General features: G+C 60.5%; 10 protein-coding genes. 5 read left to right on the top strand and 5 right to left on the bottom strand.

The features are described 5' to 3' along the window. Positions 1 to 121 precede the first annotated feature (121 nt). From OKC28_RS08920 to galE, 5 genes are all read right to left on the bottom strand, one after another. Entirely contained in the window at positions 122 to 1,117 is a 996-nt protein-coding gene (locus tag OKC28_RS08920; RefSeq protein ID WP_270688787.1) for an aldo/keto reductase, read from the bottom strand. 182 nt (positions 1,118 to 1,299) lie between these two features. Then, positions 1,300 to 2,280 (bottom strand): galactose-1-epimerase, encoded by a 981-nt coding sequence (galM, locus tag OKC28_RS08925; protein ID WP_270688788.1) that lies wholly within the window; start codon positions 2,278 to 2,280, stop codon positions 1,300 to 1,302. Between the two features lie 186 nt (positions 2,281 to 2,466). Beyond that, on the bottom strand, positions 2,467 to 3,615 hold the full coding sequence (gene galK / locus OKC28_RS08930) for a galactokinase (protein ID WP_270688790.1): 1,149 nt from the start codon (positions 3,613 to 3,615) through the stop codon (positions 2,467 to 2,469). Further along, the gene (locus tag OKC28_RS08935) at positions 3,612 to 4,670 is read right to left on the bottom strand and encodes a UDP-glucose--hexose-1-phosphate uridylyltransferase (protein WP_270688864.1); all 1,059 of its coding nucleotides are present in this window, start codon (positions 4,668 to 4,670) and stop codon (positions 3,612 to 3,614) included. Before OKC28_RS08935 ends, galK begins: the two co-directional genes overlap by 4 nt. An 82-nt stretch (positions 4,671 to 4,752) precedes the next feature. Next, positions 4,753 to 5,766 carry a UDP-glucose 4-epimerase GalE gene (gene galE, locus OKC28_RS08940; RefSeq protein WP_270688792.1) on the bottom strand — a complete coding sequence of 338 codons (1,014 nt, stop codon included), beginning with the start codon at positions 5,764 to 5,766 and terminating at the stop codon, positions 4,753 to 4,755. A gap of 204 nt (positions 5,767 to 5,970) precedes the next feature. Between galE and OKC28_RS08945 the strand changes: the two genes are divergently transcribed. The 5 genes from OKC28_RS08945 (at position 5,971) to mglC (ending at position 14,093) form a co-directional block, all read left to right on the top strand. Then, entirely contained in the window at positions 5,971 to 6,975 is a 1,005-nt protein-coding gene (locus tag OKC28_RS08945; RefSeq protein WP_011898254.1) for a substrate-binding domain-containing protein, read from the top strand. 218 nt (positions 6,976 to 7,193) lie between these two features. Next, on the top strand, positions 7,194 to 10,271 hold the full coding sequence (locus OKC28_RS08950; RefSeq protein WP_270688795.1) for a beta-galactosidase: 3,078 nt from the start codon (positions 7,194 to 7,196) through the stop codon (positions 10,269 to 10,271). 234 nt (positions 10,272 to 10,505) lie between these two features. Next, entirely contained in the window at positions 10,506 to 11,492 is a 987-nt protein-coding gene (mglB, locus tag OKC28_RS08955) for a galactose/glucose ABC transporter substrate-binding protein MglB (protein WP_212539991.1), read from the top strand. A gap of 53 nt (positions 11,493 to 11,545) precedes the next feature. Continuing rightward, positions 11,546 to 13,066, top strand: a complete 1,521-nt coding sequence (gene mglA / locus OKC28_RS08960) for a galactose/methyl galactoside ABC transporter ATP-binding protein MglA (RefSeq protein WP_021141103.1) — start codon at positions 11,546 to 11,548, stop codon at positions 13,064 to 13,066. Between the two features lie 16 nt (positions 13,067 to 13,082). Beyond that, positions 13,083 to 14,093: a galactose/methyl galactoside ABC transporter permease MglC gene (gene mglC / locus OKC28_RS08965; RefSeq protein ID WP_017412477.1), complete on the top strand. Its 1,011-nt coding sequence runs from the start codon at positions 13,083 to 13,085 to the stop codon at positions 14,091 to 14,093. Positions 14,094 to 14,096: the final 3 nt, after the last annotated feature.

Raw genomic sequence — 14,096 nt, forward strand, 5'->3', positions numbered from 1 at the left:
GCCCCTCCCTGGCCAGGAGAGGGGGGTCCATCTCTCGGGGAAGGTGCCGCCGTCACGCCCTTCTTGTCCACGCCGATGCAGCAGTGGCTTCTCCCCTTGCAAGGGAGGCGGCGGGAAAGGGTCAGGCCAGGGTCGTCTCAATCTGCCGTTGCAACGGCTCATCCAGCGGGGGTAAGGCGAGGGCATCGACAGCGTTCACTATCTGCTGGGGGCTGCTGGCGCCAATCAGGGCGCAGCTCACCACGGGATCGCGCAGCACCCACTGCAGCGCCAGTTGTGACAGATCCTGTCCTCGCTGCTGCGCCAGGGTGTGCAGGGCACGGATCCTGGCCAGCTTGTCCGGAGTGATCTGTTCCGGCTTGAGAAAGGGGCTACCGCTGGCGGCACGGGAATCCGCCGGTATGCCCGCCAGATAACGGTTGCTGAGCAGGCCGCCAGCCAGTGGCGAAAAGGCCACTACGCCAACGCCTTGCTCGCGGCAGACCGGCAGGGTTTCGGCCTCTATTTCCCGCTGAAACAGGGAGTATTTGAGCTGATTGACCAGGCAGGGAGTCCCGAGTTCGGCCAGCCGGCTTGCCGCCCGGGCGGCCAGTTCGGCCGGATAGTTGGAAAGACCGACATAGAGCGCCTTGCCCTGACGCACCATGAGCGCCAGTGCCTGGCAGGTTTCTTCCAGCGGGGTGAGGGGATCCGGCCTGTGGTGATAGAAGATGTCCAGGTAGTCGAGTCCGAGCCGGCGCAGACTCTGGTGCAGGCTGGCAAACAGATACTTGGCGCTGCCGCCGTCGCCGTAAGGGCCGTCCCACATCACATAACCCGCCTTGCTGGCGATGATCAGCTCGTCTCTGTAGGGGGCCAGACTGCCCTTGATCACGCGGCCGAAGGTGGTCTCGGCGGAGCCGGGGGGCGGCCCGTAGTTGTTGGCCAGATCGAAGTGGGTGATGCCCAGATCGAATGCCTGATGCACCATGGCCTTCACCCTGGCGGGATCGCTGCCCTCGCCGAAGTTGTGCCACAGCCCCAGCCCTATGCTGGGCAGGCGCAGGCCGTGGCGGCCGACGGATCGATAGGGTTGGTGCTGGTAACGGTCGGGGGCGGCTAGGTAGTTGTCATCCATAAAGACTCCTGAATCGGCTCGATAACTGTCAGTGTGCTGTCATGCCCGGTGTCGTTGGCCAAAGCTCCCACCCTTGCCGGAAGAAAGGGCGCACACAAAGCGCTTCCCTGCCAGAGGGGGTGTCAGCCGGTTCCTCCCCTGACAGAGGGGAGGTCGGGAGAATGACGCCACCAGCACCTGTTTTAGTCTGCGGGGATAAAACGGTAACGGGTCTGGTGATGATAGTGCTGGCCCGGCAGCAGCCAGGGATCACCGAGCGCTGGCCGGTTGGGACTGTCCGGCAGCTGCTGCGCTTCAAGGCAGAAGCCGTCGTAATCCTGATGGGGCTGACCGCTGCGGTTCGGCGTGCTGGCCAGCCAGTTGCTGGTGTAGAACTGCAACGAAGGCTGGTTGGTATAGACCTCCATCGTCAGCTGTTTATCCCCCGACACCACCTGCGCTGCTCGCCCCTGTTCAGGACCATTGAGGAGAAAAGCGTGATCGTACCCCTTGGCCTGCCGTTGCTGGGGGTGGCTCAGCCAATCCAGGCCCATGGGGCGTGCAACCCGCAGATCGAAGGGACCTTCCACTGGCGCAATGGCCAGCGGCAGGCCGCTGCCGTCGGTAGGCAGGAAGTAGTCGGCATTGAGACTGATGGCATGGTCGCGCACATCGCCGCCCTTGCTGCCCCCATCCAGATTGAAATAGGCGTGGCTGGTGAGGCTGACCGGAGTAGGGGCATCTGTGCTGGCTCTGAACTCCACCACCAGGTCGTACTGTTCCAGTCGATACTCCATCGTCACCCGCAAGTTGCCGGGAAAGCCCTGATCCCCTGCCTTTGACAGCAGGACGAGTTTGACCCGATCCGATTCCTGTTCCTTGATCTGCCAGATCCTGTGATGAAACCCCTCCTGTCCACCGTGCAGGCAGTGAGGCGGTTGATTGGCATCCAGAGCCCAGTGCTGGCCATCACGCACCAGCTCTGCCCCGCCGATGCGGTTGGCAAAACGGCCCGCGACGGCGCCCAGCCACACCTGTTGTGCGGGATAGGCTTCATCGGCGCAGCCCAGCAGCACTTCACGCCTTGAGCCTGCCACCGGCAGGGTGAGGGAGGTGAGGGTGGCGCCAAAATCGAGGCCGCGCAGGCGCAGCCCTTCTTCATTTTCCAGCTCGAATGGTGTCATGGCTTGCCTGCCCCTGTGCCTGTATGGGTACGGCAGACATGGCTGTCAGTTGTGATGATCGGGTGCATGCCGTCATGGGGTGTGAAGGCTGTCATAGCTTGCCCGCTCCTGTGCTTGTATGGGTACGGCAGACATGACTGTCAGTCGTGATGATTGGGTGCATGCCGTCATGGTGTGTGAAGGCTGTCATAGCTTGCCCGCTCCTGCACTGGCGCGGCAGACATAGCTGTCGGCCTTGATGCCGAAGCGGGCCGGGTACTCGGCGTCGACGGCGGCAATCACCTCGGCGACCTGCGCCGGGCGGAGCAGGGCAACCACGCAGCCACCGAAGCCGCCACCTGTCATCCGCACACCGCCCTCGCGGCCAAGCTTGGTTTTTATGATCTCCACCAGACCGTCGATGGGGGGCACTGTGATTTCGAAGTCATCGCGCATGGCGGCGTGGGACTCGGCCATCAGTTGGCCGAGGCGTACCAGGTCGCCGGACTCCAGCGCATCGGCAGCGGCCAGAGTACGGGTGTTGTCGCCCACCACATGGCGGGCGCGGCGGTAACAGACCTCATCCAGCCCGGCTTTGCCTGCTTCCAGTGCAGCCAAGTCCAGATCCCGCAGTGCCTTGACCCCGTAGTGGCGGGCGGCGGTTTCACACTGCTGGCGGCGGGTGTTGTACTCGCTGTCCACCAGACCGCGGCGCACGTTGGAGTTGACGATCAGCACCGCCAGGTCGGATGGCATGGGGATGAGGCGGGTTTCGAGCGAGCGGCAGTCGAGCAGCAGGGCATGATCCTGCTTGCCGCTGGCGGAGATCATTTGATCCATGATGCCGCAGTTGCAACCGACGAACTGGTTCTCCGCCTGCTGACCGTTGAGGGCAATCTCGGCTTGGCTGATGTGAAGCCCCAGCGCCTCCTTGAAAGCCTGGCCTATGGCCACTTCCAGCGAGGCGGACGATGAAAGACCTGCCCCCTGCGGCACGTTGCCCGAGACCACCAGATTGAGGCCGTGCAAGGCCTGGCCGCGCTCCTGCAGATACTTCACCACACCGCGTACATAGTCGCTCCAGCGTTGGCTGGGGTGGTGCTCTATGGGCTGGTTCAGGTCGAACAGGTCGCGCTGGTTGTCGTAATCGGCGGCGATCACCTGCACCTGACAGTCGCTGCGCAGACCGATGGCGACACAGGTTTCGTAGTCGATGGCGCAGGGCAGTACGAAGCCGTCGTTATAGTCGGTGTGCTCGCCGATGAGATTGACGCGGCCGGGGGCGCGCACCAGCAGGTCAGGTTGCTGTTCGAACTGCTCGATAAAAACGGCGCTGACGCGTTGGCTGGGGGTCATAGGGCCTCCTCATTGGCTTGGCTGGTGTGTTTGTAGTGGATTGGACTGAGTGCGCGAAGTCGTTCTGCCGCTTGTTCCGGCGTCAGATCGCGCTGGGTCTCTGCCAGCATCTCGAAGCCCACCATAAATTTGCGCACTGTGGCAGAGCGCAACAGCGGCGGATAGAAGTGGGCGTGCAGTTGCCAGGCCTCGGGGCAGTCTGAATGGGGCGGGGCGAAGTGCCAGCCCATGGAGTAGGGAAAGCTGCACTCGAACAGATTGTCGTAACGGCTGGTGAGCTCCTTGAGCGCCACCGCCAGATCCTGCTGCAGCTCGGGGGTGAGGCTCAGCAGGGAGGGGACATGGGTCTTGGGCAGCAGCAGGGTTTCGAACGGCCAGGCGGCCCAGAAAGGAACGACTGCCAGCCAGTGTGCTGTTTCCACTACGATGCGGCTGCGATCCGCCAGCTCCCGCTCCACATATTCGACCAGCAGCGGGCGGCCGTGCTCGGCCAGCCAGTCGCGCTGGTGCTGCTCTTCGCGGGCGATCTCGTTGGGCAGAAAGTCGCTGCCCCAGAGCTGGCCATGGGGATGGGGGTTGGAGCAGCCCATGACGGCGCCCTTGTTTTCAAACACCTGCACCCATTGCCACTGGCTCGACAGCTCGGCCACCTGTTCCATCCAGGTGGTGATCACTGCCTCTATGGCGGGCAGCGGCAGCTCGGGCAGTGTCTTGCCGTGATCCGGCGAGAAGCAGATGACCCGGCTGGTGCCGCGGGCGGCTTCCAGTTTCAACAGGGGATCCTGGTCGCCGCGGGTGACCGGTGTGTCTTGCATCAGGGCGGCGAAGTCGTTGGTGAAGACGAAGGTGCCCTGATAGTCCGGGTTCTTGTCGCCGGTGACGCGCTGGTTGCCCGCGCAGAGGAAGCAATCCGGATCGTGGGATTGGCTCGGCGCCTGACTGACCTTCTCGACCTGGCCTTGCCAGGGGCGTTTTGCCCTGTGGGGGGAGACCAGCACGTATTGACCGGTCAGCGGGTTGAAACGACGGTGGGGGTGATCAACAGGGTTGAACATCATCACTCCTCATTACCTGATGAAATGGATTGGGTGGCCGCCAACGGGGCCTGGAAGAGAGGGCGAGCGGCGCTGTGCATGCTTACGCCTCGTACCCCTGTGGATTTCTGGACTGCCAGCGCCAGCTGTCGGCGCACATGGTTGCGAGATCCCGGTTGGCGCGCCAGTTCAGCTCGCGCTCTGCTTTGCTCGGGTCGGCCCAGCACTCGGCGATGTCGCCAGGGCGTCTTGGTTCGATGCGGCAGGGTAGCGGTTGACCGGAAGCGGCTTCGAACGCTGCGACCATCTGCAGCACGCTCTGGCCCTGGCCCGTGCCCAGATTGTAGGTATGCACGCCGCCCTGACGGGCGCAATGCTGCAGTGCTTTGACATGCCCCTCGGCGACATCCATTACGTGGATGTAGTCGCGCACCCCTGTGCCATCGACGGTGGGGTAATCGTTTCCAAAGACGGAGAGAGTGTCGCGGCGGCCGATGGCGACCTGGGTCAGAAAGGGCATCAGATTGTTGGGGATACCCTGGGGATCCTCCCCCATGGTACCGGACTCGTGGGCCCCGACCGGGTTGAAGTAGCGCAGCAGCGTCATACTCCAGTGCGGTTCGGCCCGTTGCAGATCCTCGAGGATCTCTTCGATGATCAGTTTTGATCGACCATAGGGATTGGTGGCGCTGCGGGGGAAATCTTCCCGGATGGGCGTGCTGGCCGGATCACCATAGACGGTGGCCGAGGAGCTGAAGACCAGGCTGTTGACCCCCGCGCGTTTCATCGCCTGCAGCAGGGTGAGGGTGCCAGCGAGGTTGTTTTCATAGTACTCGAGGGGAAGGCGGGTCGATTCACCGACCGCCTTGAGGGCGGCAAAATGGATCACGGCGGCTATCTGCTGTTCGGCGAAGATGCGATCCAGCAGTGCCGGGTCACGTATGTCCCCCTGATAGAAGAGGGGAGCACGCCCGCTGATGGCGGCGATGCGGGCCAGCACACCCACCTTGCTGTTGCAGAGATTATCCACCACCACAGGCTCCATCCCAGCGGTCTGCAGGGCCAGGCAGGTGTGGCTGCCAATATAGCCGCAGCCGCCGGTGACCAGTACTTTCATCCTCTTCTCCATGCTGAAAAAAGCCTGTGAAGGAGTTTAGCCGAGCCCCTGACGAGCAAACTGTGAACTGCTTAACAAAAGCATGTAAACGATTACACTTGCGCGTGTGGTCATAAATGATACGACTTGGCTTTTTCCCCTGTCATCACTGATGATGCCCGGTATAATGGCTCCGTCTTGAACTGTGAAATAAGTGAAAACAGCATGAGTACCATCAAGGATGTCGCCCGTTTGGCCAATGTATCTGTGGCAACGGTTTCACGGGTGATGAACAACTCACCCAAGGCCAGTGCTGCTTCTCGCGAGGTGGTACAAAAAGCCATGGCCGAGTTGGGCTATACCCCCAACGCCAACGCCCGAGCACTGGTCAGCAAGACCTGTGACACCATGGGCGTGCTGGTGGGTGACGTGGCAGATCCCTTCTTCGGTGCCCTGATCAAGGGGGTCGCTGCGGTGGCGGTGGAGCAGGGATTGCACCTGCTGATGGGTAATGGTTTTCACAGGGCGCAGCAAGAGCGCGAGTCCATCGACTTGCTGATCGGCAAGCGGTGCGAGGCGCTGGTGGTACACAGCAAGGCGTTGAGTGACGAGGAGTTGATCGATTACGCCCTGCGGGTGCCCGGCATGGTGCTGATCAATCGCGACATTCCTGCCTTGAAGGGGCGCTGCATCGCTCTCAATAATCGACAGGGGGCCGCCACTGCGACCCGGCATCTGCTGGAGCTGGGCCACCGGCATATCGCTTTTCTCAGCTCGGACCACGCTATTGAGGATGCTACCTTGCGGTTGCAGGGTTACCAGGATGCGCTGACCGAGGCTGGGCTGCGCGCCGATCCCGAGCTGGTCGAGAGCGGCATGCCCAACGAGGAGGGGGGGGAGCGCGCCATGCTCAACCTGCTGGCCAAAGGGCAGCCCATCACGGCCGTGGTTGCCTACAACGATGCCATGGCGGCGGGGGCCATCTCCGTGCTGGCTGACAACGGCCTCAAGGTGCCTGAGGAGGTCTCGGTGGTGGGCTTCGATGACATCATCTACGCCCGATACCTGAGGCCCAAGCTTTCCACCATGCGTTATCCCATCGAACTGATGGCGGCCCAGGCTGCCAAGCTGGCGTTGCAGCTGGCGGCGGGTGAAAGTGAAGCTGTGCAGAGCCGTATTTACACCCCGACGCTGATCAATCGTCACTCTGTGGCACCCGTTCGAGCCTGATCCCTCCTGTTTCCGTCAGTTTCCTGTCCCGGATCGCCCTTTTTCAGGTGGGCGATCCGGCGGCGCTCATTTTTACCTTCATTTAGCGATTTTTTACCCTGTTTTACTTAACACAATGAGTGTAATCGTTTACATCTGTGTGAGCGAGATCGCCGATCCCCAGGCAAAACTCCCCTACACTGCATTGGTTTTCAGCGTCGATGCAGGGAGAGAAAAAGATGCTCAGGGAGATAGTGGCCCGTCAGGATTGGCAGACCCAGGCGATTACATCGGTGAATCGTCTGGCGGCTCATACCCCCTTGTTCAGCTGGCGCAGCGAGGCGGATGCCCGTACCGCTCTCGCCTCACCGTCACGGTTGCTGCTGGATGGCGAATGGCGTTTCTCCTTCTTCGAGGCACCGGAGTTTGTGCCTGAGCAGTGGCTAGAGCAGGATCTGGCGGATGCCTGTGCCATCTCAGTGCCCGGCAACTGGCAGCTGGATGCCGCCTATCCGGCGTCACGTCCCGCCACTGACGGCCCCATCTACACCAATATCAAGTATCCCTTCCCCTGTGATCCGCCCCGGGTACCGGCAGACAATCCGACCGGCTGTTACTCCCGCGAGTTCGAGTTGCCCGCCGACTGGCTGGCCAGCGGCCAGACTCGCATCATCTTCGACGGGGTGGACAGCGCCTTCTACCTGTTCTGCAACGGCCGCTGGATCGGTTATTCCCAGGACAGCCGGCTGCCTGCCGAATTCGATCTGAGCCCATGCCTCAATGCCGGTCGCAACCGGTTGGCGGTGCTGGTGCTGCGCTGGTCTGATGGCTCCTATCTGGAAGATCAGGACATGTGGCGCATGAGCGGCATCTTCCGTTCCGTCAGCCTGCTGCACAAACCCGATCGCCATCTGATGGATGTGCGGCTGACACCCGTGCTGGATGCCTGTTATCGGGATGCTCGCCTCAAGGTGGCGCTGCAAGTCAATGAGGGCGCCGGGCTGGCGGTGGAGGCCAAGCTCTATTTCGGTGAGACGCTGATCGCCGACCGGCGCCAGCCGCTGGGCACAGGCGCCATCGACGAGAAGGGCGCTTACACAGACAGGGCCGAGCTATGGCTGGAGGTAGCGGCGCCGCACAAGTGGAGCGCCGAGACGCCCCACCTTTATCGACTGACCCTGACCCTGCTGGATGAACAGGGCGAATCCATCGAGAGCGAGGCCCATGACGTGGGTTTTCGGGCGGTGGAGATCCGTGACGGTCTGCTGCGGGTCAATGGCCAGCCTTTGCTCATTCGCGGTGCCAATCGTCATGAACACGATCCCGCCTTGGGCCATGTGGTGACCCCTGCCGCCATGGAGCAGGATCTGCGGTTGATGAAACAACACAACTTCAACGCGGTGCGCTGCTCCCACTACCCCAATCATCCTGACTTTTATCGCCTTTGCGATCGGCTCGGTCTCTACGTGGTGGACGAGGCGAACCTGGAGACCCACGGCATGGTGCCCATGGGGCGACTGGCGCAGGATCCCGCCTGGAGTGGTGCGTTTCTGGAGCGGGTCACCCGCATGGTGGCGCGCGACTTCAACTACCCCTCCATCATCATCTGGTCACTGGGCAACGAATCCGGCTATGGCCCTGCCCACGACGCCATGTATGGCTGGCTCAAGCGCAGTGATCCGAGTCGTCCGGTCCAGTACGAAGGGGGCGGGGCAGACACGGCCGCTACCGACATCATCTGCCCCATGTATGCCCGTACCCATCAGGATCAACCCTTCCCGGCCGTGCCCAAGTGGGCGCTGGCCAAGTGGATCGGCCTGCCGGGCGAGACCCGGCCACTCATCCTGTGTGAATACGCCCATGCCATGGGCAACAGTCTGGGGGGCTTTGCCCACTACTGGCAGGCGTTTCGCGATCATCCCAGGCTGCAGGGCGGCTTCGTGTGGGATTGGGTGGATCAGGGGCTCGACAAGCAGACCGGCGATGGCCGCCACTATTGGGCTTACGGCGGTGACTTCGGCGACCAGCCCAACGATCGCCAGTTCTGCTGCAACGGCCTGCTGTTTCCGGACAGGACGCCCCATCCCGCCCTGTTCGAGGCAAAGCGGGCCCAGCAATTTTTCGAGCTGACATTGTTGAGCCAGCATCCCCTGGTGGTGGGGATCGACAGTGAATACCTGTTCCGTACCACGGATAACGAATTGCTGCGCTGGCGACTGTGCGAGAACGGCGTTGTCGTGCTGCAGGGGGAATGCCCACTCACACTCGCGCCTCGGGCCAGCGTGGCGCTGACCTTGCTGGATACGCTGCCAGCCTTTGCGGCAGGCTCCCTCGCCTGGCTGGAGCTGGCCATAGTGCAACCCGCAGCTACGGCCTGGGCCGAGCCGGAGCATGAAGTGGCGCACCAGCAATTTATGCTGCCAACGCCCATGGCTATTCCGGCGGCGTTTAACCCTGCCGCGATAAGCGAGCAGCCGGATCACTGGCTTGTCTGTGCGGCTGGCAGCGAGTGGCAACTGGACAAAAGCAGCGGCCGCATCCGTAGTTGGCAGAAACATGGCCGCGAGCGACTGAGGGGGGCCATTGCCGATCACTTCTATCGTGCGCCGCTGGACAACGACATAGGCACCAGCGAAGCGGATCACGCCGATCCCAACGCCTGGATTGCCCGTTGGGAAAGGGCAGGGCTCAACCATCTGCAGCATCGCTGTCTCGGGTTGGAGGTCAATGCTCATCAGGGCTGTGTAGTGGTCACTCACGGTTACTTCGTCAACGAGGCGCTCAAGCTATCGACCCGCTGGCAACACAGCTTTGGCGCCGATGGCGCCATGGGGCTCACCATCAGGGTGGAGGTCGCCGCAGACATGCCATCGCTGCCCCGCATCGGTGCCAGGCTCTGGCTGGATGAAGGAGTGAACCATGAGTTCAATGAGGTGAGCTGGCTGGGCCGCGGCCCCCATGAGAACTATCCTGATCGCCTGTTTGGCGCTGATCTCGGTCGCTGGCAGTTGCCTCTGACGGCTCTGCACACCCCTTATGTGTTCCCGACCGACAACGGACTTCGCTGTGATACGCGCCAACTGTTGCTGGGGGACTTGACGTTCGAAGGGCAGTTCCACTTCAGCGTCAGTCGCTACAGTCAGCAGCAGTTAACCCTGGCGCGTCATCAGACCGATCTGGTGGCGCAGGGAGGCCTGCACCTCTGTCTCGATGGTTTTCATATGGGAGTGGGTGGCGATGACTCCTGGAGCCAGAGCGTGCGACCGGAATATTGGTTGCAGCCAGGGAGCTACTATTGGAGCTGTGTTCTACGCTGAATCTGACCTGTTCATAGGTAGCGAGAAGGCACGTTCAGGTCCCCACCAAGCGGAGTTAACTTCAACGTCATGATTTTTAATGAGTTTATTGCTATGTAACAGAGTGTAAACGTTTTCATTTTGTTGCCATGATCACAGACCGGCATACAACAAACTGATTACATTAGGCTGGCGCCAGTTCAATTGGTGTACAGCATTCCCTACAAAAACAGATAGAGAGATCGGAGCATAACAATGAAAAAAATCACGACAGTTGCCGCCGTACTGATGAGCCTGATGGCAGGGGCCACTGCCCATGCCGAAACCCGTTTGGGGGTGACCGTCTACAAGTACGACGACAACTTTATGGCTGTGGTACGCAAGGCCATCGAGAAGGAAGCAGCGGCAAACCCGGGTGTGGAGCTGCTGATGAATGACTCCCAGAATGACCAGTCCAAGCAGAACGATCAGATCGACGTGCTGCTGGCCAAGGGCGTGAAGGCCCTGGCGATCAACCTGGTTGACCCGGCGGCTGCCCCTGTCGTGATTGAGAAGGCCCGTGGCGAAGATATTCCGGTCGTCTTCTACAACAAGGAGCCGAGCACTGCCGATCTGGCCAGCTATGAGAAGGCTTACTACGTGGGTACCGATTCCAAGGAGTCAGGCATCATTCAGGGTCAGCTGATCGCCAAACACTGGCAAGCCCATCCCGAGTGGGATCTGAACAAGGATGGCGTCATCCAGTTCGTGCTGCTCAAGGGCGAGCCGGGCCACCCGGATGCCGAAGCCCGCACCTCCTACGTCATCAAGACTCTGAACGATGGCGGTCTCAAGACGGAGCAGCTGCACATGGATACAGGTATGTGGGATACCGCCATGGCCAAGGACAAGATGGATGCCTGGATCTCCGGCCCCAACGCCAACAAGATTGAAGTGGTCATTGCCAACAATGACGGCATGGCAATGGGCGCCGTCGAGTCACTGAAAGCCCAGGGCAAGACCGCCATTCCGGTGTTCGGCGTCGATGCGCTGCCCGAGGCACTGGCTATGGTCAAGAGCGGTGCCATGGCGGGCACCGTGCTGAACGATGCAGCCAACCAGGCCAAGGCCACCTTCGAGCTGACCAAGAATCTGGCTGAAGGCAAGCCGGCCGGTGAAGGTACCCAGTGGACTATCGTCGACAAGGTCGTACGTGTTGCCTACGTGGGTGTGGATAAAGACAACCTGTCTCAATTCGAGTAACTCCCTCCTCCAGGGCAAGGGAGATCCCCTTGCCCTTTTTTCAACCAGATGTGATGGCTGATATGACAACACAGCAACAATCAGAATGGCTGTTGGAGATGATTGACGTCAGTAAAAGCTTTCCCGGCGTCAAGGCACTCGATAATGTCAATTTACGGGTCCGTCCTCATTCTGTGCATGCGTTGATGGGCGAGAACGGGGCGGGGAAATCTACGCTGCTCAAGTGCCTGTTCGGCATCTATGAAAAGGATCAGGGCAAGATTTTCTTCAAGGGGCAGGAGGTCAATTTCACCTCCTCCAAAGAGGCGCTGGAAAATGGCGTCTCCATGGTGCATCAGGAGCTCAACCTGGTATTGCAGCGCACCGTGATGGACAACATGTGGCTAGGTCGCTATCCCACCAAGGGCTGGTTTGTCGACCACGGCAAGATGTATGACGATACCAAGCGCATCTTTGACGAGCTGGATATCGATATCGATCCCAAGGTCAAGGTGGGCACGCTCTCCGTGTCCCAGATGCAGATGATCGAGATCGCCAAGGCATTCTCCTATGACGCCAAGATCGTCATCATGGACGAGCCTACCTCCTCCCTGACCGAGAAAGAGGTAAACCACCTCTTCAAGATCATCAACAAGCTGAAAGAGAAGGGCTGCGGCATCGTCTATATCTCCCACAAGATGGAAGAGATCTTCCAGCTGTGTGACGAGATCACCATATTGCGGGATGGCCAGTGGGTGGCAACCCAGCCGCTCAAGGGCATGACCATGGATCAGATCATCGGCATGATGGTCGGTCGTGAGCTGACCCAGCGCTTCCCGGAAAAAACCAACCAGCCCAAAGAGGTGATCCTCGAGGTCGAACATCTGACGGCCAAAAACCAGCCCTCCATCCAGGACGTGACCTTCAACCTGCACAAGGGGGAGATCCTCGGCATCGCCGGGCTGGTGGGGGCCAAGCGCACCGACATAGTAGAAACCCTGTTCGGCATTCGCGACCACAGTGCGGGTGCCATCAAGCTGCACGGCAAGGTAGTGGCGAATCATACGGCGCACGAGGCCATCTTGAACGGTTTCGCCCTGGTGACGGAAGAGCGCCGCTCCACCGGCATCTATTCGCGCCTCGATATCGCCTTCAACTCCCTGATCGCCAACATGGACAGCTACAAGGGCTCCATGGGGCTGCTCAGCAACAACAAGATGAAGAGCGACACCCAGTGGGTCATCGACGCCATGCGGGTCAAGACGCCGACCCAGCAGACGCAGATCGGCTCCCTCTCCGGTGGCAACCAGCAGAAGGTCATTATCGGCCGCTGGCTGCTGACCCAGCCGGAAATCCTGATGCTGGATGAACCGACCCGCGGCATCGACGTGGGAGCCAAGTTCGAGATCTACCAGCTCATCCTGGAGCTGGCGAAGAAGGACAAGGGCATCATCATTATCTCGTCTGAAATGCCCGAGCTGCTCGGGATCACGGATCGCATCATGGTGATGAGCAATGGCCGGGTCGCCGGGATCGTCAACACCAAAGAAACTGACCAGAGCGAGATATTGCGCCTGGCATCTCTGTACCTCTAGAGACAGGAAGACATTTATGGAGTCGGCTAAAAATTTCAATCTGATGCAGGCGCTCAAGGAAAACGCCATCTATTTGGTGCTGCTGGTGCTGCTCATGGTCATAGTGATCCAGGAGCCCTCCTTCCTGAGCCTCACCAACTTCAGCAACATCCTGACCCAGTCTTCGGTGCGGGTCATCATAGCGCTGGGGGTGGCGGGCATCATCATCACCCAGGGGACGGATCTCTCGGCCGGTCGTCAGGTCGGTCTTGCGGCGCTGATCGCGGCGACCATGTTGCAGGCGCTGACCAACGTCAACAAGGTGTTTCCCAGCTTGGGGGAAGTGCCCATCCCCGTGGTGATCCTGCTGGTGTGTGCCGTGGGTGCGTTGATCGGGCTGGTTAACGGTCTGATCGTGGCCTATCTGAACGTCACCCCGTTCATTACCACCCTGGGCACCATGATCATCGTCTACGGCATCAACTCCCTCTACTTTGACTCCGTGGGTGCCTCGCCGGTGGCCGGTTTTGACCCCCGCTTCTCGAGTTTCGCACAGGGCTTTATCCGGATAGGAGGGTTCAAGCTTTCGTATCTCACCTTCTATGCGGCCATCGCCAGCGTCTTTGTCTGGGTGCTGTGGAACAAGACCCGCTTTGGCAAAAACATCTTCGCCATCGGTGGCAACCCCGAGGCGGCCAAGGTTTCCGGCGTCAATGTGGCGGTCAACCTGGTCATGATCTATGCCCTGGCCGGTGTCTTCTACGCCTTCGGCGGCATGCTGGAAGCGGGCCGTGTAGGCAGTGCCACCAACAACCTGGGCTTCATGTACGAGCTGGATGCCATCGCAGCCTGCGTGGTGGGTGGGGTTTCGTTCGCCGGTGGTGTGGGGACGGTTGCCGGCGTGATCACAGGGGTGCTTATCTTCACCCTGATCAACTACGGCCTGACCTATATTGGAGTCAGCCCTTACTGGCAGTTCATCATCAAGGGCGGCATCATCATACTGGCGGTGGCTCTGGACTCCATGAAGTACGCCAAGAAGAAATAACAA

This window comes from Aeromonas sp. D3 (assembly GCF_027705025.1).
In the GTDB taxonomy this organism is placed as follows: domain Bacteria; phylum Pseudomonadota; class Gammaproteobacteria; order Enterobacterales; family Aeromonadaceae; genus Aeromonas; species Aeromonas salmonicida.